General features: G+C 67.4%; 25 protein-coding genes. 18 read left to right on the top strand and 7 right to left on the bottom strand.

Translation table 11 applies throughout. From position 1 onward, the window contains the following. Positions 1–55: 55 nt before the first annotated feature. Positions 56–727 (bottom strand): DUF47 domain-containing protein, encoded by a 672-nt coding sequence (locus tag ACV4UX_RS03755; protein ID WP_491591993.1) that lies wholly within the window; start codon positions 725–727, stop codon positions 56–58. 142 nt (positions 728–869) lie between these two features. Between ACV4UX_RS03755 and miaB the strand changes: the two genes are divergently transcribed. The 8 genes from miaB (at position 870) to ACV4UX_RS03715 (ending at position 8,546) form a co-directional block, all read left to right on the top strand. Continuing rightward, positions 870–2,201: a tRNA (N6-isopentenyl adenosine(37)-C2)-methylthiotransferase MiaB gene (miaB, locus tag ACV4UX_RS03750; protein WP_491591992.1), complete on the top strand. Its 1,332-nt coding sequence runs from the start codon at positions 870–872 to the stop codon at positions 2,199–2,201. Next, positions 2,198–2,683: a bifunctional nuclease family protein gene (locus ACV4UX_RS03745; RefSeq protein ID WP_491591991.1), complete on the top strand. Its 486-nt coding sequence runs from the start codon at positions 2,198–2,200 to the stop codon at positions 2,681–2,683. The genes miaB and ACV4UX_RS03745 overlap by 4 nt, the downstream gene beginning before the upstream one ends. Before the next feature lie 8 nt (positions 2,684–2,691). Next, entirely contained in the window at positions 2,692–3,375 is a 684-nt protein-coding gene (locus tag ACV4UX_RS03740) for a histidinol phosphate phosphatase domain-containing protein (RefSeq protein WP_491591990.1), read from the top strand. After that, complete coding sequence (locus tag ACV4UX_RS03735; RefSeq protein WP_491591989.1) at positions 3,372–4,145, top strand: M15 family metallopeptidase; 774 nt, start codon at positions 3,372–3,374, stop codon at positions 4,143–4,145. The genes ACV4UX_RS03740 and ACV4UX_RS03735 overlap by 4 nt, the downstream gene beginning before the upstream one ends. After that, positions 4,142–5,179, top strand: a complete 1,038-nt coding sequence (gene gluQRS / locus ACV4UX_RS03730; protein WP_491591988.1) for a tRNA glutamyl-Q(34) synthetase GluQRS — start codon at positions 4,142–4,144, stop codon at positions 5,177–5,179. Before ACV4UX_RS03735 ends, gluQRS begins: the two co-directional genes overlap by 4 nt. Further along, positions 5,176–5,931, top strand: coding sequence for a hypothetical protein (locus ACV4UX_RS03725; protein ID WP_491591987.1), 756 nt, complete (start codon positions 5,176–5,178; stop codon positions 5,929–5,931). The genes gluQRS and ACV4UX_RS03725 overlap by 4 nt, the downstream gene beginning before the upstream one ends. A gap of 162 nt (positions 5,932–6,093) precedes the next feature. Beyond that, positions 6,094–7,752 carry a sensor domain-containing diguanylate cyclase gene (locus ACV4UX_RS03720; RefSeq protein WP_491591986.1) on the top strand — a complete coding sequence of 553 codons (1,659 nt, stop codon included), beginning with the start codon at positions 6,094–6,096 and terminating at the stop codon, positions 7,750–7,752. Next, complete coding sequence (locus tag ACV4UX_RS03715) at positions 7,749–8,546, top strand: hypothetical protein (protein ID WP_491591985.1); 798 nt, start codon at positions 7,749–7,751, stop codon at positions 8,544–8,546. Before ACV4UX_RS03720 ends, ACV4UX_RS03715 begins: the two co-directional genes overlap by 4 nt. Before the next feature lie 81 nt (positions 8,547–8,627). Here the strand turns inward: ACV4UX_RS03715 and ACV4UX_RS03710 are convergent, their stop codons facing one another. The 6 genes from ACV4UX_RS03710 to ACV4UX_RS03685 form a co-directional block, all read right to left on the bottom strand. After that, positions 8,628–9,605: a SphA family protein gene (locus tag ACV4UX_RS03710; protein ID WP_173081923.1), complete on the bottom strand. Its 978-nt coding sequence runs from the start codon at positions 9,603–9,605 to the stop codon at positions 8,628–8,630. 47 nt (positions 9,606–9,652) lie between these two features. After that, complete coding sequence (locus ACV4UX_RS03705; RefSeq protein ID WP_491591984.1) at positions 9,653–10,750, bottom strand: linear amide C-N hydrolase; 1,098 nt, start codon at positions 10,748–10,750, stop codon at positions 9,653–9,655. A 28-nt stretch (positions 10,751–10,778) separates the two neighbouring features. Further along, positions 10,779–11,651, bottom strand: a complete 873-nt coding sequence (locus ACV4UX_RS03700; protein WP_491591983.1) for a hypothetical protein — start codon at positions 11,649–11,651, stop codon at positions 10,779–10,781. Positions 11,652–12,379: 728 nt separating this feature from the next. Further along, a complete protein-coding gene (locus ACV4UX_RS03695; protein ID WP_491591982.1) occupies positions 12,380–13,255 on the bottom strand; it encodes a putative phage abortive infection protein in 876 nt (291 codons plus the stop codon). A gap of 188 nt (positions 13,256–13,443) precedes the next feature. Then, positions 13,444–14,127 (bottom strand): 7-cyano-7-deazaguanine synthase QueC, encoded by a 684-nt coding sequence (queC, locus tag ACV4UX_RS03690; RefSeq protein ID WP_491591981.1) that lies wholly within the window; start codon positions 14,125–14,127, stop codon positions 13,444–13,446. Positions 14,128–14,417: 290 nt separating this feature from the next. After that, on the bottom strand, positions 14,418–15,056 hold the full coding sequence (locus ACV4UX_RS03685; protein WP_491591980.1) for a 7-carboxy-7-deazaguanine synthase QueE: 639 nt from the start codon (positions 15,054–15,056) through the stop codon (positions 14,418–14,420). A gap of 94 nt (positions 15,057–15,150) precedes the next feature. Between ACV4UX_RS03685 and queF the strand changes: the two genes are divergently transcribed. The 10 genes from queF (at position 15,151) to ACV4UX_RS03635 (ending at position 23,217) form a co-directional block, all read left to right on the top strand. Then, entirely contained in the window at positions 15,151–15,567 is a 417-nt protein-coding gene (gene queF, locus ACV4UX_RS03680; protein ID WP_173081911.1) for a preQ(1) synthase, read from the top strand. A 96-nt stretch (positions 15,568–15,663) separates the two neighbouring features. Beyond that, a complete protein-coding gene (nifU, locus tag ACV4UX_RS03675; protein ID WP_173081907.1) occupies positions 15,664–16,512 on the top strand; it encodes a Fe-S cluster assembly protein NifU in 849 nt (282 codons plus the stop codon). A 1-nt stretch (position 16,513) separates the two neighbouring features. Continuing rightward, positions 16,514–17,698 (top strand): cysteine desulfurase NifS, encoded by a 1,185-nt coding sequence (nifS, locus tag ACV4UX_RS03670; protein ID WP_491591979.1) that lies wholly within the window; start codon positions 16,514–16,516, stop codon positions 17,696–17,698. Positions 17,699–17,864: 166 nt separating this feature from the next. Then, entirely contained in the window at positions 17,865–18,587 is a 723-nt protein-coding gene (locus tag ACV4UX_RS03665) for a DUF1847 domain-containing protein (RefSeq protein WP_491591978.1), read from the top strand. Between the two features lie 4 nt (positions 18,588–18,591). After that, positions 18,592–18,720: a hypothetical protein gene (locus tag ACV4UX_RS03660; RefSeq protein ID WP_491591977.1), complete on the top strand. Its 129-nt coding sequence runs from the start codon at positions 18,592–18,594 to the stop codon at positions 18,718–18,720. A gap of 2 nt (positions 18,721–18,722) precedes the next feature. After that, positions 18,723–19,661, top strand: coding sequence for a cysteine synthase A (gene cysK, locus ACV4UX_RS03655; protein WP_491591976.1), 939 nt, complete (start codon positions 18,723–18,725; stop codon positions 19,659–19,661). Next, a complete protein-coding gene (gene epsC, locus ACV4UX_RS03650) occupies positions 19,658–20,584 on the top strand; it encodes a serine O-acetyltransferase EpsC (RefSeq protein WP_491591975.1) in 927 nt (308 codons plus the stop codon). Before cysK ends, epsC begins: the two co-directional genes overlap by 4 nt. A gap of 4 nt (positions 20,585–20,588) precedes the next feature. After that, complete coding sequence (locus ACV4UX_RS03645) at positions 20,589–21,815, top strand: bifunctional nucleoside/nucleotide kinase/histidine phosphatase family protein (protein ID WP_491591974.1); 1,227 nt, start codon at positions 20,589–20,591, stop codon at positions 21,813–21,815. A 90-nt stretch (positions 21,816–21,905) separates the two neighbouring features. Beyond that, positions 21,906–22,301 carry a hypothetical protein gene (locus tag ACV4UX_RS03640; protein WP_491591973.1) on the top strand — a complete coding sequence of 132 codons (396 nt, stop codon included), beginning with the start codon at positions 21,906–21,908 and terminating at the stop codon, positions 22,299–22,301. A 178-nt stretch (positions 22,302–22,479) separates the two neighbouring features. Further along, positions 22,480–23,217, top strand: coding sequence for a substrate-binding periplasmic protein (locus tag ACV4UX_RS03635; protein ID WP_491591972.1), 738 nt, complete (start codon positions 22,480–22,482; stop codon positions 23,215–23,217). Positions 23,218–23,267: the final 50 nt, after the last annotated feature.

Here is a 23,267-nt window from a genome sequence, read left to right as displayed (position 1 = left end):
TTGGTCGCTCCTTGATGCGTACCCCTTTAGGAGGGGTGGGGCCATCCCATCACTGCTAGCGGGCGATCATGGCGCGCAGGATGTCCGCCGAGCCCTCGGCGTTGTGGCTCATCTCGCCCAGGTGCTCCACGAGCTTCTCGTACACGTGCACGTCGCGGAAGTCGGCGTCTGCCTCGTAGGCCCCGCGCAGCGCGGCGCGGGCCAGCTTGGCCGTCCTGTGGTGCTGCAAGCGCACCTGGTGGTGGCGGTCCTTCACGGCGGAGCGGTCGGAGGTCCTGCCCTGGATCAGGTCCATGGTGTCCTGGAGCGTGGGGCCCAGCAGCTCGATGCTGCGGCAGGCCTCGCGGCCCAGCTCGCGGGCGCGGTCCAGGTGCTCCTTGGGCAGGTTCACGCGGCGCATGCCCAGCCAGCCCATGGCGTCCTGGGCCGAGTCCAGGATGTTGTCCTGGCTGCGCGTGTAGTTGAGGAAAAGCACCTTGTCGACTTCCATGAAGAAGTCCCTGGGCAGGTGGTTGCGGATGCGCCGTTTGATCTTGTCGGCCTGGCCCTCCAGGGCGTCGATCTGGGAGCACAGGGTCTGGAAGGCCACGCCGTGCCCCTGCTCGGCGTATTCCTTGAGGGCGGCCTCCACCACGAGCACGGCCTTGGCAACGGGGGCGTAGTGTTCGAGCAGGCCGGGCAGGCAGCTTTTGCCGGTGACGCGCACCATGAGCCGGGAGAGGAACATGCGGGCCTCGCAGTCTCGTCGAATTGTTACGAAACTGTTCCGTAAGGAAATCGCGGCCGGAAGACAAGCCGCCCGGACTCCGGCGGCGGGTTGACGGCGAGGCGGTCTTTACCGCGTGCCCCGCGTGGTTTACCATCCCAGGATGAAGTTTCACGTCATCACCTTCGGCTGCCAGATGAACGTGGCCGATTCCGGCTGGCTTGGCCGGTCGCTCACGGCCATGGGCTGGGAGGAGGTTCCCGAGGACGAGGCCCGGGTGTTCGTGGTGAACACGTGCTCGGTGCGCGAGAAGCCCGAACTCAAGCTCTACAGCCAGTTGGGCAGGCTGGCGGCCCACCTGGAGCGCGACCCCTCGGTGTTCTGCGCCGTGGGCGGCTGCGTGGCCCAGCAGGTGGGCACTGCCTTGTGGAACCGTTTCCCCTTCGTACGCCTTGTCTTCGGGACCGACGGCATCCCCCAGGCCCCCCAGGCCCTGGCCCGCCTGGCCGAAAACCCCAGGCTCCGGGTCTCGCTCCTGGATTTCTCCGACTCCTACACCGAACGCGACCCGGCCCTGCCGGCAACGGCCCCCAGGCCCTCGGCCTTCGTGACCATCATGCAGGGCTGCGACAACTACTGCGCCTACTGCATCGTGCCCTACGTGCGCGGCCGCCAGAAGTCGCGCGCCTTCGGGGGCATCCTGGAGGAATGCCGCGCCCTGGCGCGCTCGGGGGTGCTGGAGATCACGCTCCTGGGCCAGAACGTCAACAGCTACGGCAAGGACCTGGAGCCCGGCGCGCCCGGCTTCCCGGAGCTTTTGCGCGCCGTGGCGTCCATTGAGGGGATCAGGCGCCTGCGCTTCACCACCTCCCACCCCAAGGACCTGGACCCCGGAGTCATCGCCGCCTTCGGAGAGCTGCCCCAGTTGTGCCCCAGCCTGCACCTGCCCGCCCAGTCTGGCTCCGATGCGGTGCTTGGGCGCATGGGGCGGCGCTACACCTCGGCCCAGTACATGGCCAAGGTGGAGGCCCTGCGCGCCGCGCGCCCGGACATCCTGCTCACCACCGATCTCATCGTGGGCTTCCCCGGCGAGACGGAGGAGGACTTCCAGGCCACCCTGGAGCTTATCCGCCGCGCCGGTTTCGAGTGCTCCTTCTCCTTCATGTACTGCGACCGCCCCGGAGTGGCCGCCGCCAAGATGGAGCCCAAGCTCTCCGACACCGAGAAGGCGCGCCGCCTGGCGGTGCTTCAGGCCTTGCAAAATGAACAGCAGGAGGCCATGCTGGCCCGGTTGACCGGCAGCGTTGCCCAGGTGCTCGTGGAAGGACCGGGCGAACGCCGGGCCACGGGCGAGCCCGCCTGGCGCGGACGCGACGCCTCCGGGCGCGTGGTGAACTTTTTCGCCCCCGACGGGGAACGGCTGGTGGGGAGCATCGTGCCCGTGCGCATCACCCAGTCCAAGAAGCATTCCCTTTGGGGGGAGGCGATCCCATGATGGAAATGAAAGTCTTCGGCCTGGCCCTGGACGAGGACACCCAGGCCCCCGTGCTCATCCTCAAGGACCCGACGGACACCACCACCGTGCCCATCTGGATCGGGGCCATGGAGGCCATGGCCATCTCGCTCACGCTCAACGACGTGAAGCTCCCCCGGCCCATGACCCACGACCTGCTCCTGGCCACCATCCAACTGATGGGCGGCGCGGTGCGCGCCGTGTCCGTCACGGAGCTGCGCGACGGGACCTTCTACGCCATCGTCACCGTGGATCAGGGAGAGAAAACCCTGGAAATCGACGCCCGGCCCTCCGACGCCGTGGCCCTGGCCCTGCGCGCCGGATGCCCCATCCTGGTGGACCCCGCCGTGGTGGAGGCCCTTTTGGCCTCCAAGCCCCAGCCCGGCATCGACACCGGCGGCGAGGACAAATGGACCGCCGTGCTCGAAGGGTTCAACCCCGACGAAACCAAATACAAAATGTGACCCCCCCCATGATCGACCTGCACACCCACACCACCTTCTCCGACGGCGCGCTGATCCCCGCGGAGCTCGCGCGCCGCGCCGCCCAGGCCGGGTACCGCGCCATCTGCATCACCGACCACGCCGACCCCTCCAACATGCGCCTGATCCTCGAGAACATGCGCCGCTTCGTCCAGGAGACCGGCCCCTTCCTGGACATCGACGTGCTCGTGGGCGTGGAGCTCACCCACTGCCCGCCCCCGCTCATCCCCGGGCTCATCGCCCAGGCCAGGGACCTGGGGGCCATGGTCGTGGTGGTGCACGGCGAAACCATCGTGGAGCCCGTGGCCCGGGGCGCCAACCTGGCCGCCATCGAGGGCGGCGCGGACGTGCTGGCCCACCCGGGGCTGCTCGCCGAGCCCGACGCCCGCCTCGCCGCCGAGAAGGGCGTGCACCTGGAGATCACCACCCGCAAGGGCCACAGCCTCACCAACGGCCACGTGGCCGCCATGGCCCGCCGCTTCGGAGCGCCCCTGGTGATCAACAACGACGCCCACGCCCCCGGAGACCTCGTCTCCCAGGACATGCGCCGCAGGATCGCCCTGGGCGCGGGCCTGAGCCCCGAAGAGATCGAGGCCGCCGAGGAGAACGCCCGGCGCATCGTCTCGCGCGTGCTGCTCCGGGGGGGCTCCGGCCAGGCCCACGCCCACCCGTGAGCCTGCGCCCGGCCCTCCGGCTCTGCCTCCTCCTGCTGCTGGCGGCCGCGCCCGCCCTGGCCGGACCGCAGGAAGACCTCGAGCTGCTGCGCCGCAGCTATCCCGACGCCGTGCGCTCCGTGGAGCAAGGCGGCCTCGTGCTCTCCGACGGCGTGCGCCTTCCCTACGACGACGGCCGCGCCAAGAACGCCGAGGAGGCCCTGGACGACACCGACCTGGAGGACATGCTCGCCCAGCCCTACCCCATGGAGCGCGTCACGGCCGAACCCGCCCCGGGCTTCCATCCGGGACGACGCCGCGTCACGGCCCTCTTCAAGGCCGCCTACGGCCACACCGCCCAGGAGGTGAAGGCCGCCCTCGTGCCCGTGACCTTCCTGGGCCAGCGCGTGCTCTTCAACGGCCGCAACGGCGCCGCCCAGGCCCTGGAGCGCGTGGACCGCGACCTCTCTGCCTGGCTGGCCGCCCACCCCGAAGCACGCCGACGCCTGCTCCCCCTTTCGGGAACCTTCGCCTGGCGGCCCATCGCCGGAACAGAACGGCTCTCCATGCACTCCTTCGGGGCCGCCATCGACTTGAACTCCAAGGTCAACGGCTACTGGCGCTGGTCCGGCGGGGGCGACCCCCTGGCCCAGCGCACGGACTTCCCCGCCGAGGCCGCCGAAATCTTCGAGCGCCACGGCTTCGTCTGGGGCGGCAAGTGGGCCGAGTACGACATCATGCACTTCGAGTACCGCCCGGAACTCATCGCCAAGGCAAGGGAAGCCCGGTGAGCCCGGCCTCCCCGGACGATCCCCCGGAGGCAGCCCCCGAAGCCGTTCCCGGGGCCGCGCCCTCCCCTTCGACAACGTCGCGCGGACGCTTCGCGCCCAGCCCCTCGGGGCGCATGCACCTGGGCAACGCCTGGACCGCCCTGCTGGCCTGGCTCTCGGCGCGCTCCAAGGGCGGGGCCGTGGTCCTGCGCATGGAAGACCTGGACCCGGATCGCTCCAAGGAGCACTTCGCCGCCCTGATCCTGGAGGACCTTGCCTGGCTGGGCCTCGACTGGGACGAAGGCCCCGGCAGGGGCGGACCCTTCGGCCCCTACCGCCAGAGCGAACGCCGCGCCGTCTACCAGCAGCGCCTGGAGGCGCTCACGGCCCGGGGGCTCACCTATCCCTGCTTCTGCACCCGCGCGGAGCTGCGCGGCGTCACCCAGGCCCCCCACGCGGGCGATGCAGAGCCGGTCTACGCGGGCACGTGCCTGCGCCTGACGGGGGCGCGCCGGGCGGCCAAGCGCGAGCTGGGCCGCGGCGCCGCCCTGCGCCTGCGCGCCGGAGAGGCGCGCATCGCCTTCGAGGACCTGGTGCTGGGCCCCCAAATGCAGGACCTGGCGGCACAGTGCGGCGACTTCGTGGTGCGCCGCTCCGACGGGGTGCACGCCTACCAGCTGGCCGTGAGCGTGGACGACATGGACCACGGCGTCACCGAGGTGGTGCGCGGGGCCGACCTGCTGGACTCCACGGGCCGTCAGATCCTCCTGCACGGGCTCCTGGGCGGGACGCCCCCGGCCTACGCCCACGTGCCCCTGCTGGTGGACCCCGACGGCCGCAGGCTCTCCAAGCGCCGGGGCGACACGGACCTGGGCGAGTTGCGCGCCCGGGGCGTTCCCCCCGAAGCGGTGACGGGCTGGCTGGCCTGGCGCGCCGGGCTCCTGGACCGGCCGCGCAAGGCCTCCCCCCGCGATCTGGCCGACGGCTTCAGCTTCCGGCCCCTGCCGCCCGGCCCGGTGGTGGTCCCCGAAAACTGGATGGAGGACATGGCATGACCCGATCCCCCCTCGCCCTGGGCCTCCGGCTCGCGGCGCTGTGCCTGCTCACGGCGGCTCTCGTCCCGCTTCCGGCCCTTGTGTCTGCGGAGAGCGCCGCCTGGGCCGCCGCGCAACCCGACTCCAAAGCCGCCAAGGCGGTCAGGCAGGAGTCCTCCGGCCAGTCGACGAAACCCAGGAAGAAGCCCTCGTCCGCCAGGACCGAGGGCAGGACGAAGGACCCGGCCGACGCGTTGCCCGAGAAGGAGCTGATCGACGCGCCCCAGGCCAAGGCCGCTGCTCCGGCAGTGGACCCGGCCCTGGACAAGGGAGGCTCCCAGCATTGCTACCGCTTGCGCCCTCAGACCATCCGGGGCCGCTGCGAGCCCCAGAGCCTGCCCTACGCCCGCTGCCGCACCGGGGACATGAGCTGCCGGGGCAACGCGGAGCTTTCGCCCATCGGCTGGTACCGCTGCGCCGACCTGCACGGCCAGACGCGCCAGGTCCCCTCGGCGGGGGCCGTGTTCATCTTAGACGACAACATCCGCCACCGCATGGCCACGGGCCACGTCTTCGTGGTGGAGAAGTTCCGCGAGCTGGGCCACGGCCGCTTCGAGCTGACGCTCTCGCACACCAACCACGACCGCCGCTGCTCCATCGAGACCAACGTGCTCGCCGAATACGACCAGCACGCCAAGAACCTCTCCATGTCCACCGGGGCCTGGAGCCGCTGGGGAAAACGGCTGAAGACCCTCGGCTTCATCGTCAAGTAGGGCGCTCGCGACAATTCCGCTCGAAAAGGTAGCGATGTCTGGGATTTGACGATGGACTTACGGGGCATTATTCAACATGGAAAGGGCGGTGGCGCGAACGGCCGCCCGCCTGCCGGTCCCGGCGTCCCGGCAGGAGCAACTTCGGTCTCCCCGGGTGCGACCATGCTGTCCTGCAAGGCCCGCAACAAGCTGCTCACCAAGATCGTCGGCCTGCTGGTGGTGGTGTTTCTCCCCGCCATGGGCTCCATCGTCTATCTCAACATGGCCCTCCACGAACGGGGCCTCCAGGACGCCCGGAACAAGCTGGACCGCACGGTCCGCGGCTTCGAAATCTACCAGGACATGCTCGTCACCGAGATCCGGGAGATCCTGGAAGTGGTTTCGGTGCTGCCCGAGCTGCGCCTGGGCGACTATCAGGGGCTTACGGAGACGTTCCGTCGGCTGCACAGCAGGGAGGACTACCTGAGCAACATCCTCCTGACGGACAAGAACGGCCGCATCCTCGTCAGTTCCGTGGCCGACAACAGCCGCATCAACGTGAGCAACCGTCGGTATTTCCGGGCGGCGCGGGAGAGCGGGGGCTTCAGCGCGGGCGACTACGTCGTGGGCAGGCTCACCGGCAACCCGGTGCTCCACTTTTCCATGCCGGTGCGCGACGAAAACGGCTCGTTCGCCGGCGTGGTGGCGGCCTCGCTCAACCTCAACCGCTACCACACGCTGTTCCAGGGCGTGGACATGCCCGAAGGGGCCGCCGTGGGCGTGTACGACTCCAACGGAACGCTCCTCATGCGCTATCCCGAGGCCAACGGGCTCTACCAGACGGGTTCGTCCTTGCGGGGCGACTTCTTCGCGCTGCTCAACCGGGGCGAACGGCGCGGGAACTTCGAGCGCACGGGGTCCGACGGCGTGGAGAAGGTGTACTCCTACGCGCGCTTCACCCTGCCCGAGGAGCGCGAGCCCTACCTTTTCGTGCTGCTGGAGCTGCCGCGCGGCTCCTTCGCCGGACCCGTGAACCGAGCCGCCCTGCTGATCTACGCCGTGACCGGTTTTTCCATCCTGCTGGGGCTGGCCGGGGGCTACGTGCTCTACAAGCGGGTGCTGGTGGACCGGCTGCACTCCCTGGGGCAGATGATGGACAGCCTGGCCGGTGGCAACGTCTGCCTGCTGCCCGCAAACTTCGGCGACGACGAGATCGGCAGGCTGGGCAGCCGCTTCATGGCCATGGCGCGCGAGATCGCCGCCAAGGACGACCAGCTCCTGGCCAGCGCCAACACGGACGCCCTCACCGGCCTCGCCAACCGCCGCAAGTTCAACGAGGATCTGGAGCACGAAGTGAAGCTCGCCACGCGCCACGAGCGGCCGCTCGCCCTGGTTCTTTTCGACATCGACCACTTCAAGGCCGTGAACGACCGCCTCGGCCACGTGGCGGGCGACGAAGTGCTCCACGCCGTGGCCCTGGCCGCGCGCGCCGCGCTGCGCTCCACGGATCTTGTGTACCGCGTGGGCGGGGAGGAGTTCGCGGTGCTCGCGCCGGAGACTCCCGGGGAAGCGGGCCTGGGCGTGGCGGAAAAGGTCCGCCTCGCGGTGGAGGCCTGCGAGGTGATGGCCCACACGCAGCAGGGAGGCACGCAACGCGTCCGCGTGACGGTGAGCGCCGGAGCGGCGTGCCTCGGACACAACGCGGCGGACGCCCTGGAACTGTACCGCCAGGCCGACGACGCCCTCTACGCGGCCAAGCGCGCCGGCCGCAACCGCAGCGTGTCCGCGCACGCCGACGGGTTCTGCGGGGACGAGCCGCCCGGACGGGGAGACGGGGCATGATGGATCTGCGCGCCGCCTTCCAGGCCAGCTTCGGCGTCGACCTCAACATCGGCGGCGGTCGCGGCGCGTCCCGGGAGGACCCCATCCACGTGCTGGACGCCACCGACGACGCGGCCGACGCCACGGAGATCGCCTGTCTGCGCCTGCTGGGACGCGGGCGCGGCATCGTCTGGCGCATGCGGGGCGCGCAGACGGAGCGCGACGGGGAGGCGCGCCGCGTGCGGCGCGGGATACTGGCCTTCACGCTGGAGCCCGAGCGCGTGGGGCGCACCGAGGAGAGCTACCACTTCCGGCGGGTCAACGCCCCCTGCGCCCGCGCGGCGGACAACGCGTTGATGTTCCGCGACCCCCTGGCGGACATGGAGTTTCCCTACGAGATCGGCTTCTACCACTACGACGGCCACGCCGACCGGACGCACCTGGCCGCGGAACTGGGGTGCGCGGCGGAGTACTCCACCCCCGTGTCCCGGGCCACGGTGTCGGTCTACCCGGCGCGGACGCCGGACAAAGCGGGGAGCGGAACGATCCTGGAGGAACTGGACCGCGCGCGGCGTGAGGTGCTGGACCTGCACGGCCCGGACGCCCTGGCGCGCGACTGGGGCGTGACCCAGACCGACCCGGTGGCGGCCAGCTTCTTCAGCCTGCGCGGCCGCGAAGCCCAGGCCTCGGGCATCGTGCTGGCCCGCAGCGGAGGACAGTTCGTGAAGACGCGCATCGACTTCCCGGACGAGCCCCTGCTCCTGGACATGGCCAAGGACTTCATCAGCACGCTTTACGGGGGGCTCCCGGCCTGAACCGGCAGCCCCCCGTCGATGTTGTCTCTGAAGGCACGATGCGCAGGCTTGCGCCCAGCCGCCCGCCCCGGGCGCGCCGCCTCAGAACTTGGCGGCCACGGAGGCGTACACTGCGTTACCGGTCATGCGGTTCTCCGCGCCCACGTCGCAGAGCCATTTGGCGATGAAGCTCACGTCCTTGCCGCCGATGGAGGCCGTGTAGCTGAGGATCGGCCCCAGGCCCGCGCTGGAGGAATAGAACGCCCCGAGGCTCGCCCCCGGCCCCGAATCCGGCGTGGTCTGGGCCACCACGTAGCCCACCAGCCCGAAAGCCAGGCGCTGATCGTAGTGGTAGGCCGCCGTCCAGTCCAGGTGGAACTGGTTGCCGGAGGTGTAACGGGTGGCGGTGTTCCGCGAATTGATCATGTACCCGGCGTTGAAAGAGAACTCGTACCCCTTGGCGTTGAGCCACGTGAACGCCATGTTGGCGTCGAAGGTGTAGTAGTTCATGCCCAGGTTGGTGAGCACCTTCTTGTCGTAGTAGCCGGTGGGGAAGAACACGGTGGGCATGACCACCAGGTGGCACTCGCCGAAGTTCCAGGCCGCCAGGGGGGCCAGGAAGACGTCGGAGAGGCCGCCCCTGTCGCCGTCCCCGGTCTTGGAATACTGCCGCCGGTTGCGCTGGTCCTGGATGTTGAGGGAGCCCCCCACGTTGGTGTTTACGATGATGGGCACGCCGGCGGCCAGGCCGAGATAGCCGCCCATGGCTGGCACTTCCGCCACGTAGCTCAGCTTGAGGAGGTCGATGGAGGTGTAGGCGTTGACCTTGCTGTAGATCCTGCCGCCGTGGAATGTCTGGCTCATGCTCTGGGCCAGGTAGATGAAGTCGTTGCGGACGTAGAATCCCTCGGCGGGGATGAACCCCATGAGGAAGTCGCCGTAGGAGCCCTGGATGTAGTGGCTCGTGCCGCCCTCGGTGGCCAGCACGGGCGTCCGCGCGGACGCGAGCAGCCCCAGCGCCGCCGCCACGGCGAACGCCGCCCGGAGAAGCCTCGAAAATCCCTTGCGTGACCTGTTCATCTGTTTCGCATCCCCCTTGGTATTCTGGAATCGCGACACGCCGGGCCTCACGGCTGCATGGGCCTGGCCGAAGCGGACACTTCGGGATAGTCGGCCGGGGTATCGATGGAGATGTTCATCACCGTTTTCGCGCCCGCCAGGGCCTTGGCCAGGTCCACATAGCGCCAGTTCTTGTTCTCGTAGGTGCGGTAGTAGTAGCGTTTGCGGGAGAGGTCCGCCACCACGGCCCAGTCCGTGACCTCCAGGACCACGCCCGTGTCGGTCTTCTGGCGAACGGCCCCGATGGGGATGTCCACGTTGTTGATCACCGTCATGGCCAGGGCGATGCCCGCGTCCACGGTCTTGACCGGCACGGTGGACTGGGTGAGCGCCACCATGCGCACGAACCGGCTGGGGGAGGTGAAGTCGCCCGGCAGCCCGTGCAGGCCGGACCCCTGGCTGAAGGGGGTGACGGTCACGCCGCTGAAGGTCGCGCCCGCGGCGTTGTCGGGCGAGAGGTTCACGTAGTTGCTCAGGTTCTGGATCATCCAGTCGAAGTTGGGCGCGTTGGTGAGCACGCCGATGGGGTTGTCGTGCAGACGGAGCGCGCCGTCCACGTATTCGATCACGAGGCTCGCGCCCGTGGCGTCGTGCACGGTGAAGTGCAGGGGGGTCGCCCCGGTCTGCCCCATGGGCCCCTGGCAGACCCGCACGGCGCCGATGCCCTTGCGGACCTCCGCCACGGTGGCGAAGGCCGAGAGAAGCCAGGTGTTGAGCTCGTACTGGGCCATGGTGGACGAAGCGCTGCCGGAGGAATACGCCTGGTACTTCACATAGCCCGGGATGTAGAGGCTGCCGACCACGAGCCCTTTCTCGTTCATGCCGTCGGACACGATGGGGACGCCCTCGTAGTTCATCCCGACGAAGCCGTACTTCACGGTCCAGCGCATCCCCTTCTGCGATCCGTCGGGGAGCGTTCCCTGGTATTTGTATCCCTTGGGCACGACGGAGACGCCGGACTTGAAGCTCGCGAACTCCATGGTGCGCGCGTAGACTACATCATTCGCTTCCGTCTTCAGGCGGATGCTGGTGCAGGAGTAGGACGCGCCCTGCCACGCAAACACGGAGGCGACCAGACAGCAGAACAGGAAGAGGCCTTTCTTCATGAGGGGCTCCTTTGCCGAAGGCGATGGTTCAGAACAGTTTGGGCAGGATGGGCGTCACGGTGAACTTGAAGGTCCATTCGTTGCCGGGGATGTTGCTGGGACGGACCACGGAATAGTCGGCCTCCACGCTGAACTTGACGGGCAGGCTGCCCAGCATGGTCATCTTGGAGACGCCGAGCCCCACCGGCACGGTCCAGCGGTCCTGGGCCTTGGGCTGCATCCAGTCCACCAGGATGTTGGGCGACATGCCCACCTGCCACGTGGGCGCGGGGGAGTACCAGATGAAGTACTGGGCCTTGGTCAGGCTCACGTCCTTGCGCTTGGCGTCGCCCGCGTAGGACCACCAGTGCTGCGGGAAGATGCCCACCACCCATTTGTCGTTCATGTAGAGGGCGGCCGCCGCCGGGCCGAGCTGCCACTTGCCGTTCCCCAGGTGTTTGTCCGTGGCCGTGGGGAAGATGGCCGTGGGGCCTGCGCCGAAGATGAACCCCGAGGACGTGGAGCCGCCCGGGGTGAGCATGACCATCAGTTCGGCGTCGCCCAGCCCCCCCACGCTGTTCACGCGGGAGCGCCCTTCGGCGTACGGGGAGACGTAGAGCGGGATCACCGGGCGGGTGACCAGCCGGAAGTCGTCGTTGGGCTCGAAGGTGAGCACCGGCTGGAAGTTCCAGTTGAACTGGAGTTGCGGGTCCCGGAAGGCGCGGACCTTGTCGCTCTGGAGGAGGTTGAAGTTGAACTGGTTGGCGATCATCCACAGATCGCCCACGGGGTTGGAGGCCTGCTGGTTCAAAGCCTGGAGGTCGCGCCCGCCTTCGGGGCCCTTGGACTGGTCTTGCGCGGGAACGGGAACGGGCAGGATGCAGAGGGAAAGCAAAACGGCTAGGAAGATGCCATTGGCCATGGAAGCGACCAACCCTTTGTGTCTCGAACGATTCGTGCGCCCAGGGATTCCGGTTCGTTGCCCAGGTCCCGGTACCGTGCGTGCCTCACGAAGCCAGCACGATGGAGCGCGATGCGTCGGGCACTGCGGAAGCGGAAGCCCGCACAGGCCAGCGATTGCACGGAATCGAGACAATACGCCGCGTCCATGCAGTCATACTACGCCCATCACTGGAAAGGGTAACCGGAAACGACAAAGGATGTCCAGCACGCCGCCGGATTGCTGACATCTTGGGCTGGACGAGGCAGGGAGGCGCACGCAACAGGGGCGTCCCGGGGGCGGGATCGTCTGGTGCAATCGGGGAGGACAGTTCATTCGGCGCGGGGTCCTGGCGATCACGCTGGATCCGGAGCGTGTGGGGCGAAGCGAGGTGAGTTCTTCCTCCAGAAGGGTCTACGCCCCTGCGCCCGCACCGAGGGGAGCGCAGGCCTACACGTCCCGGACACCCTGCGCGTAAGCAAGACCGCCCCGGTGGCGAGCTTCTTCAGCCTGCGCGGCGAGACACCTCAAACCACCTGAACCAGGGGGCCACCCTCAAGAAATGATTGGTCCGAAGAAACCCGGCAGGTCAACCGTCCCGGACGAACCGCTGCTACTGGACATGGGCAAGGTCTTCATTGTGATACTGTACGGAGGGAGTGTGCTTGAAATCTATGCATTGCTGAAGCCCAAACAAGTCCATACGCCAACTACCTTCTCCAATCAAACTCCATATCAGGATAAAGATCTTCGATTGAAAATCCGACGTCATCTCTTATAAAAAAATGCCTCGGAATATTCTTGAACAAAGAGAATTGGCGGTCAATATTATTTTCGCTCCACTCAGCCCCGAGCTTTGACTTACAGTTGATAGCCAGCAATGCTAATTCATACGCTGAAATGCTCGACCTGAGAAGCTTCCCAAGGTCAATTTTTTCTTCATCTGTAATATGCGCATTCCTCTGGATAAATCTAAACGCATTATACAAAAATCGGAAATAATGACCAAGATCGTTTTGGTGTCCTTTGTGCTTGTTATGGCTTTTGCCATCGACCTTGCAAACCTGACTTGCAATTAAAGTGTTAAACTCCCTCACAGCCGAGATGTCGTCACAGTAAGACGCCGCATTAGGCGTTGCACCGAAATAAAAAAACACGAATGCCAAATCAACACGCTGAGACACTGTATATTTCGACACTATATCTTTGTTGGCTTGCAGCAATTTATATATGGCAGACCACTCTGAAAGAAGTTCGGCAAACGCTTCGACTCCATCTTTTTCACCGATTCGGATTTTGTCTCTGATTTCACATTGAAGTTTAATTAATTCAATTAAATAGCTGTATGCGAGCTCCTTGTTTGAGGCTTTGTTTTGCGAGACGATAGTGTAAATGATACCCATGAAGCCGAGAACCCCGATTAGTGGGGAGATTAAGTGCTCATAGACTTCCGAAAACTCATGCCATTTTGAGTTGGATGTTGATATGCTTCCAAATTTCAAAATATCTGTATGTACAAGGTAAAGCAAAAATACAAGGCCCGTGCAAATTAGTAATGCTATAGCTAGATATTGGAGTTTTCTCATCTCTTTGCGTGTCGAGGCTGATGTTTAGGGTGGCTGGTTCAAGTTGTCCAAAAAATATTACGTATTCAAAGGAAAATAGTCAATGACATGCGCATGAATTGATATCAAATGGTATATGAGGCATATTTTGCATGTCGTGGCCATGTATAACACTCAGGCAAAGTGAGGTTCGAAAAACGAGATGTCACTCAGGCGTACCGCGTCGGGTCCTCCACTCCCGCCTCCTCGAAGCCTTTTTTCCTGAGCAGGCAGGAGTCGCAGCGGCCGCAGGCCAGGCCCTGGGGGCTGGGGTCGTAGCAGCTGTGGGTGAGGCCGTAGTCCACGCCCAGCTTCATCCCTTCCTCGATGATGCGCGACTTGTGCCAGCGCATGAGCGGCGCGTGGACGCTGATCTTCAGGCGGCCCTCCACGGCCTCCCGGGTGGCCAGGTTGGCCATGGCCTCGAAGGCCGCCACGAACTCCGGGCGGCAGTCGGGGTAGCCCGAGTAGTCCAGGGCGTTCACCCCGATGAACAGGTCCGCCGAGGGCAGCACCTCGGCCCAGGCCAGGGCCAGCGACAGGAACACCGTGTTGCGCGCGGGCACGTAGGTGACGGGGATGCCCTCGTCCATGCGGGAAACGTCGCGGTCCTTGGGCACGTCGATGTCCGCCGTGAGGGCCGAGCCCCCGATGGCCCCCAGGGGCACGTCCAGCACCAGGTGCCCGGCCGCGCCCAGGTGCGCGGCCACGCGCCGCGCGGCCTCCAGCTCCACCTCGTGGCGCTGGCCGTAGCGGAAGCTCAGGGCGTAGGCCCGGAAACCCTGTGCCTTGGCGATGGCCAGGCAGGTGGTGGAGTCCAGGCCCCCGGAAAACAGGACGATGGCGTTCTTCACGGCGTCTCCTCGACGGAATGTCTCTGCGCTGCGCGGCTGCGCCGCGCAGGAACTAAATTTTATTTATTTTTCAAATTGTTAGCGACTTATCGCGCATCTCGCAACACGCCCAGCTCCGGCCCGCCCCGTCGGGCGCGTCCACCGAGCCCCGCCCCGGAACGCTCGACTCCGGCCTGACCCGTCGGGCGCGTCCGGGTGGTCCCTGGCCGGGGGACGCCGACGATCGTCTTCCGATCGGTCGTCGGCGTCCCCCGGCCAGGGATCGCGCGGATGCGCCCGACCCGTCCCCCTCAGACCCCCCGGGCCTCGGGATGCCAGATCATCTTGTGCAGCTGCAGGCCCAGCCGGGCCTCCAGGCGGTCCGCCAGCATCCAGGCGGCCAGTTCGGCCGGGTCCAGCCGCGTGAGCACCGGCGAGAACACCACGGGCAGCGCGCCGCGCGGCAGCCCCCGCAGCACTTCCACGGCGTAGTCGTAGTCCGCGCGGTCGGCCAGCACGAACTTCAGCTCGTCGCGCGGGCGCGGGCGCTCCCAGTTGGAGCGGTCCATGCGCCCGTGCATGCCGCTGGACGGGCACTTCACGTCGATGATGGCCGCCACGCGCTCGTCGAGGGCCCGCACGGGCAGGCTCCCGTTGGTCTCCACCAGCACCTCGAAGCCCCGCTCCAGCAGGAGCGCGGCCAGGGCGGGCGTGCCCGGCTGGGTGAGGGGCTCGCCCCCGGTGATCTCCACCAGCCCGCAGCCGAGGGCGGCCACGGCCGCCACCACCTCGCCCGGCTCCATGATGTTCCCCGGCGACCAGGAATAGGGCGTGTCGCACCAGGCGCAGCGCAGGTTGCAGCCCGAAAGGCGCACGAACACGCAGGGACGCCCCGCGTGGGTGGATTCGCCTTGGATGGAATGAAAGATCTCGCAGACTTCGAGGGACATGGCGCACCCCCATTTGACGATCAGGGGCTGAAAGCCTAATCCAGAAGCCCGGCGGCGTCAAAACCCGTCGCACCCAGCCATAGGAGCAGCACCCATGATCATCGAAAAAGACGACACCTCCGGCCTCACCCACCTGGGCAAGGCGGGCACCGAATACCCCGACCGCGTGAACCCCGGACTCCTGGAGACCTTCCCCAACCGCTTCCCCGAGCGCGACTACCTGGTCACCTTCGTCACCGAGGAGTTCACCAGCCTCTGCCCCATGACCGGCCAGCCGGACTTCGGCACCGTCACCATCGCCTACGTGCCGGGCAAACGCTGCGTGGAGTCCAAATCGCTCAAGCTCTACCTTTTCAGCTACCGCAGCGAGCCCTCCTTCATGGAAACCCTGACCAACCGCATCCTGGACGACCTGGTGGAGGCCCTGCGCCCCCGGCGCATGACCGTCACCGGCAATTTCCGCCCGCGCGGCGGCATCGGCATCGTGGTGGAGGCCAGCCACATCGGGTAGATTCCTGCGTTTTTGCCCCTTCCGCGAACATCTCGGAGTGTTATACTCTGATTTCACGCCGAGGGCAGCCCCGGCCAATCCCAAGGAGAAACCGCCATGTGGGAATATACCGACAAGGTGCGCGAGCACTTCATCAATCCCCGGAACGTGGGGGAAATCCCCGACGCCGACTGCGTGGGCGAGGTGGGCTCGCTGGCCTGCGGAGACGCCCTCAAGCTCTTCCTCAAGCTCGACGAGAACGAGCGCATCGTGGACGCCAAGTTCCAGACCTTCGGCTGCGCCAGCGCCATCGCCTCCTCCTCGGCCCTCACGGAGATGATCAAGGGCAAGACCGTAGACGAGGCCCTGGAGGTCTCCAACCAGGACATCGCCCAGTTCCTGGGCGGCCTGCCCAAGGAGAAGATGCACTGCTCCGTCATGGGCAAGGAGGCCCTGGAGGCCGCCGTGGCCAACCTGCGCGGCCTGCCCGTCGCCCCCCACGAGGAGGGCGAGGTGGTCTGCGAATGCTTCGGCGTAACCGACCAGACCATCCGCCGCGCCATCGCGGAAAACAACCTCTCCACCGTGGAGGAGATCACCGACTTCACCAAGGCCGGAGGCGGCTGCGGCAAGTGCCTGGACAGGCTGGCCGACATCCTGGCCGAGGCCAAGGGCCAGAAGAAGGAATTGAAGCCCCTGGAGATCGCCCCCGCCAAGCCCGCCGGGCTCACCAACATGCAGCGCATGAAGCTGGTGTCCAAGACCATCGAGGAGGAGATCGCCCCCAGCCTCCAGAAGGACGGCGGCGACATCGAACTGGTGGACGTGGACGGCAAGACCGTGCTCGTGAAGCTGCGCGGCGCGTGCTCCTCGTGCAAGTCCAGCCAGGTGACCCTCAAGCAGTTCGTGGAAAAGCGGCTGCGCGAGGCCGTGGAGCAAGACATCACCGTGCAGGAGGTGCGCTGACATGGCCGTGATCTACCTGGACAACAACGCCACCACCCGCGTGGACCCCGCCGTGCTGGAGGAGATGCTTCCCTTCTTCTCCGAGCGCTACGGCAACCCCTCCAGCATGCACGCCTTCGGCGGCTCCGTGGGGCGCGAGCTCTCCCAGGCCCGCGAGCGCGTGGCCCAGGCCCTGGGCTGCGCGCCCGGCGAGGTGGTCTTCAACGCCTGCGGCACCGAGGGCGACAACACCGCCATACGCTCCGCCCTGGCTTCCCAGCCCGAGAAGCGCCACATCATCACCACCCGCGTGGAGCACCCCGCCGTGCTCAACGTGGTCAAGCACCTGGAGCGCAGGGGCTACGAGGCCACCTACCTGGGCGTGGACCACGAAGGCATGCTCGACCTGGACGAACTGCGCGACTCCCTGCGCCCCGACACCGCCCTGGTCTCCGTGATGTGGGCCAACAACGAGACCGGCGCGGTCTTCCCCATCCACGAGATCGCCCACATCGCCAAGGAGCGCGGCGCGCTCGTGCACACCGACGCCGTGCAGGTGCTGGGCAAGATCCCCATCGACCTGAAGACCCTTCCCGTGGACTTCCTGGCCGTCTCCGGCCACAAGGTGCACGCCCCCAAGGGCGTGGGCGCGCTCTTCGTGCGCAAGGGCGTCCAGTACCGGCCCTTCATGCTGGGCGGACACCAGGAGCACGGACGCCGCGCGGGCACCGAGAACACCACGGGCATCATCGGGCTGGGCAAGGCCTGCGAAATCGCCCAGGCCAACATCGCCCACGAAAACTCCGCCGTGAAGGCCCTGCGCGACCGCCTGGAAGCCGGGCTCCTGGCCGCCATCCCCGAGGCCCGGGTCAACGGCTCCACGGCCTCGCGCCTGCCCAACACCACCAACATCTCCTTCCAGTACGTGGAGGGAGAGGCCATCCTGCTCATGATGGACGCCTTCGGCATCTGCGCCAGCTCCGGCTCGGCCTGCACCTCGGGCTCCCTGGAGCCCTCCCACGTGCTGCGGGCCATGGGAGTGCCCTTCACCTACGCCCACGGCTCCATCCGCTTCAGCCTCTCGCGCTTCAACACCGGCGCGGAGGTGGACACCGTGCTGGCCGAACTGCCCCGGATCATCGCGCGCCTGCGCGAGATCTCGCCCTTCAAGCGCCAGGAGGGAGAGGCCCCGGCCTGCACCTGCTAGGGCCGTCCGCTCTGGATTATCCCGCCCGGGAGGTGTAGGCTCGCCCGAGCCCGCGCCTGCCGGAGCGGGCGTCTCCCGTGAGCTGCCCCGGGAGCGTTGCGCATTGCCGACTTTGCCGCGAGACGGCCCGCGCCTCGCGGGGCGTCGATCCGGCCAGGAGTTCCCCGTGCCCGACGACAAACAAAACGCCCATCCCGACCGGCCCTCCCCCCTGCCCGCCTGCGCCCTTTGCCCGCACGACTGGTCCGCGCGCTACTGCCGCGACGCCAAAGGCAAGGCCCCGGCCGACTGCCCTTCGCTTCGCCTGCGCGGCGAAGCCGGGGAGGCCCTGGCCGCCACCCTCTCGCCCGAACACCTGGAATTCGCCCGCCAGGCCTCGCTCCAGGAGGCGGAGGGCTACGCCGGACGCCAGGAGGGCTACGCGGCCGTGCGGCCCCTCAAGCCGCGCATCGTGGAGATCGTGGAGTTCGCCCGGCGCATGGGCTACCGCACCCTGGGCCTGGCCTTCTGCATCGGCCTGCGCAAGGAGGCCGAGGTGGTGCACCGCGTCTTCGAGACCAACGGCTTTTGCGTGGCCTCGGTGGCCTGCAAGGCCGGGGCCGCCCCCAAGGCCGCCCTGGGCCTGGAAGCGTGCGACCAGGTGGACCCGGGCGCCCCCCGCGAGACCATGTGCAACCCCGTGTTCCAGGCCCGCGCCCTGGACGCCTCGGGCAGCCAGTTCAACGTGCTCCTGGGCCTGTGCGTGGGGCACGATTCGCTCCTGCTCAAGGAGGCCAAGGCCCCCTGCACCGTGCTGGCCGTCAAGGACCGCCTCCTGGGCCACAACCCCCTGGCCGCCGTGCACCAGATCGACGCCTACTACCGCTACCTCAAGCACCCCCTGGAGTGACCGCTTGAGCGCCCTGCACGTCACCTGCGGCGACCACGCCGCCCTGCTCCTGGAGCGCCTGGACCGCGCCAAGGCCCCGCGCTCTCCCAGAATCACCGCAACCGTGGCCCCCGCGCGGGGGCCTGGAGCCTGACCATGAACATCGCCCGAGACATGCTGGAGCTGGTGGGAGGCACCCCCCTGGTGCGCCTGAACCGCATCGGGGCGGGCCTGGAAGCCACGCTGGTGGCCAAGCTCGAATCGGCCAATCCCTGTTTTTCGGTGAAGGACCGCATCGCGCGCAACATGATCCTGGACGCCGAGCGCCGGGGCCTGCTGGACGCCGACACCCTGGTGGTGGAGCCCACCAGCGGCAACACGGGCATCGGCCTGGCCTTCGTGTGCGCCGTGCGCGGCTACAAACTTGTGTTGACCATGCCCGAATCCATGAGCCTGGAGCGCCGCACGCTGCTCAAGGGCTTCGGGGCGAAGCTGGTGCTCACCGACGCCAAGCTCGGCATGAAGGGGGCCATCGAGAAGGCCCGCGAGATCGTGGCCCAGGAGCCCAAGGCCTTCATGCCCATGCAGTTCGAGAACCCGGCCAACCCCGAGGCCCACGTGCTCACCACGGCCGAGGAACTCTGGGCCGACACGGACGGCGCGCTGGACATCTTCGTGGCCGGAGTGGGCACGGGGGGCACGCTCACGGGCGTGGCCCGCGCGCTCAAGCCGCGCAGGCCCGGGCTCAAGGCCGTGGCCGTGGAACCCCAGGCCTCGCCCGTGCTCTCGGGCGGGCAGCCCGGACCGCACATGATCCAGGGCATCGGCGCGGGCTTCAAGCCCGACGTGCTGGACCTCTCCCTGGTGGACGAGGTGCTGCAGGTGCACAACGAAGAGGCCCTGGCCATGGCCCGCAGGCTCCTGCGCGAGGAGGGCATCCTCTGCGGCATCTCCTCGGGGGCCAACTGCCACGCCGCCCTGGAGCTGGCCAAACGGCCTGAAAACAGGGGAAAAACCATCGTATTCATCGTCTGCGACACGGGCGAGCGCTACCTGAGCACCGCCCTGTTCACCGCCATGGAGGAAGCCTCGTGAAGCACGAACGCCACGTGCTGGCCAGCCTGAGCCCGCCCAAGGACGTCATCTCCGGCGTGGTGGAGCGCCTGTGCGCCCCCTCGTCCTACCAGGCCTTCGCCTGCCGCAAGCTCACCGATTCGCCCATGCCCTCGCTGGAGACGCTCTCGGAGATCATGGACCGCCTCAAGTCCGTGCTCTTCCCCGGCTACTACGGCGACTCGGAAGTGACCCCCGACACCCTGGCCTACCACACCGGGGCCAACCTGGACGTGGTGTTCCGCAAGCTGGCCGATCAGATCAAGCGCGGCTTCTGCTTCGTGTGCGTGGGCGAGAACAAGGCCTGCACCGGCTGCGAGGAGCAGGCCATGGAGAAGGCCACCGCCTTCCTGCGCGCCGTGCCAGACGTGCGCGAGAAGCTCGTGCTGGACGTGCAGGCCGCCTACGACGGCGACCCGGCCGCCAAGAGCCCCGGCGAGACCATCTTCTGCTATCCCTCGGTGACGGCGCTCATCCACCAGCGCGTGGCCCACGAGCTGCACAAGCTGGGCGTGGACATCATCCCGCGCATCATCACCGAGATGGCCCACTCGGCCACGGGCATCGACATCCACCCGGGCGCGCAAATCGGCAAGCGCTTCTTCATCGACCACGGCACCGGCGTGGTGGTGGGCGAGACCTGCGTCATCGGGGACAACGTGCGCCTCTACCAGGGCGTCACCCTGGGGGCCAAGAGCTTCCCCAAGGACGACAAGGGCAACCCCGTGAAGGGCCTGGCGCGACACCCCATCGTGGAGGACGACGTGATCATCTATTCCGGGGCCACCGTGCTCGGGCGCATCACCGTCGGCAAGGGCGCGGTGATCGGGGCCAACGTGTGGGTCACCTCCGACGTTGCGCCCGGGGCCAGGGTGATGAAGGCCAACCCCGACGAGAAGGGCTGAGGCCATGGGCAGGGGCGGCAACAAGCTTGTGGTGGCCATGGTGGGGCTGCCTGCCTCGGGGAAGTCCACGGTGGCGGCCAAGCTGCGCCAGTGCCTGGAGGCCGAGGGCGTCTCGGTGGGGCTTTTCAACAACGGCGACGTGCGCCGCTCCATGTGCCAGGGGCAGGACACCTCCTGCGCGTCCTTCTATGCCCCCGACAACGCCGAGGGGGCGGCCCTGCGCGAGAACTTCGCCCGCGTGAACATGGAGCGCGCCGCCGCCTTCCTGGAATCCGGCGGCGAGGTGGCCGTGCTGGACGCCACCAACGTCTCGGAAAAGCGCCGCCGGACCATCCTGGAAAAGCTGGGGCGCTGGCCAGTGTTCTTCCTGGAGTGCGTCAACCGCGACCCGGAGCTCCAGGCCGCCAGCATCGCCCGCAAGGCCCAGCTGCCCGAGTTCGCCCACATGGACACCCTGGAGGCCCAGGCCTGCTTCCGCGAGCGCATCCGCTACTACGAGCGCATCCGCGCCCCCCTGGACGGCGGCGTGGAGAACTTCGTGGTGCTCAACACCCTGGACAACTCCATCGAACGCGAGCGCGTCCAGGCCGTGCTGCCCCACTACCGCCTCGTGCGCGACCTCCTCGTCTCCGACTGGGTGCGCAACCTCTACCTGGCCCGCCACGGCGAGACCTTCCACAACCTGGAAAACCGCATCGGCGGCGACTCCGACCTCACGGCCAAGGGGCTCGTGCAGGCTCAGTCCCTGGCCTGGCACTTCCGGGAGACGCCCCTGCCCTACGTGTTCACCAGCACGCGCAAGCGCACGCTCCAGATGGCGGAACTGCTCTGCCGGGGCCGCGAGGACTGCCGCGTGATCCCCCTGGCCGAGCTCGACGAGATCGACGCGGGCGTCTGCGAAAACATGACCTACGACGAAATCGCCCGGGACATGCCCGAAGTGCACGAGGAGCGCACCCGCGACAAGTACGGCTACGTCTATCCCCGGGGCGAGGGCTACGCCACCCTGCGCGAACGCGTGGAACGCGGCGTGCGCAAGGCCCTCTACCTCTCGGGCAACGCCGAAAACATCATGATCATCGGCCACCAGGCCGTGAACCGGACCATCCTCTCCCACTTCCTCTACCGGCGCACCGAGGACGTGCCCCACATCTACATCCCGCAGGACCGCTACTTCCACATCGTGTCCACGCCCTCGCGCAAGGTGTTCGAGCTGGTCAAATTCGGATGATCGCGGTTCCTTTCCCTGCCCGGCGGAAACTTGTTGCCCGCCGGGCGGGGGCGTGCCATAGGAAAGCGGGGGGCTACTCAGGAGGAAGACATGCTCGGATTGGAAAAACGCGTGGACGCCATCAGGGAGATGCAGGGCTCTGAGAACGTCGAGCCGGACACCCCGGCCAGCAACTCCGCCCGCACGGGCATCATGCTCGCGCTGGTGGCCATTCTGGTGGCTGCGGCCGTGTACCTTGCCCTGGAGGGCAAGTATTCGGCCAAAATGATCGCCTACGAAGGCCGCATCGCCGCCATGGAAACCAAGGTGGCCGAGGCCTCCAACGCGCCCAGGGAATTGGCCCGCAAGATGATCGCCCAGGGCGTGGTGGGCGAGATGACCACCAAGGCCACCCAGTTGAAAACCCAGCTGGACGCCTCCTACCAGGAGCGCCTGGCCAAGGTGGAAGAGACCCTCAAGTCCATCCAGCAGGATCTGGCCAAGTAGCGCGGAGATCCGCCACTCTTCGCGAGGCCGTCCGGGGCGACCCGGGCGGCCTCTTCGTTTGCGCCCCGGAAACAGGGGCCGCGCGGCCGACCTCCCCGGCGCGCCACGAGGCGCTTGCCTACCCCGCCCTTTTGATGAAAAAGAGAACAGGCCGTATCCGTTCCCCCCTGGAGTTTCCATGCGCTCCGTTCTGGCCGTGTTGGCCGCGCTGCACCTTCTCTGCGCCCAGGCCTCCGCGCTGACCATCGTCTGCGAGGCCGCGCCCCGCATGGTGGTGGAGGAGAACGGCGTGCTCCGGGGCCTGGGCGTGGACATCGTGCGCGAGCTGCAACGGCGCACGGGCGACCAATCCCCCATCGGCGTCTATCCCTGGGCCAGGGCCTACGCCATGGCCCAGCGCGAACCGGGCGTGCTCATCCTTCCCATCACGCGCCTTCCGGAACGCGAAGCGATCTTCGAATGGCTCGACCCTTTTTTGTCGCTGGAATGGATCTTCTGCGCCGTGGAAGGCAAGGCCCCGCACCTGGGCACGCTCGAAGACGCCCGGCGCGTGGGCAGCATCGGCGTCTACCCCAAGGACGCCCGCGAGCAGTTCCTCAGCGCCCAGGGCTTCACCAACCTGGAACCGGCCACGGACCAGATCGCCAACATCCGCAAACTCCTGGCCGGACGCATCGATCTGCTGGCCACCACCAACATCAGCCTCCCCGACGTGCTCGAGCTGGCGGGTCCGGAGGGCAGGCGCATCGTGAAGGTGCTCTCCTTCAAGACCGTGGACGTGGGCCTAGCCTTCTCCAAGGGCACCGACCCCGCCGTTGTGCGCGCCTGGCGCGAGGCCTTCGCGGCCATGCGCGAGGACGGCGCCCTCCAGGCCCTGCGCGAACGCTGGTTCCCCGGCGTGTTCGCGGCCCGCTGACGCGCGCCCCGGAGCGCCCCCGCCCGCGCAGCGAGCCAGCGGGCGTCGGG

It is taken from the genome of Fundidesulfovibrio sp. (assembly GCF_058402725.1).
Note: the sequence above shows the minus strand (reverse complement) of the source record. Positions and strands in the feature narration are given on the sequence as shown.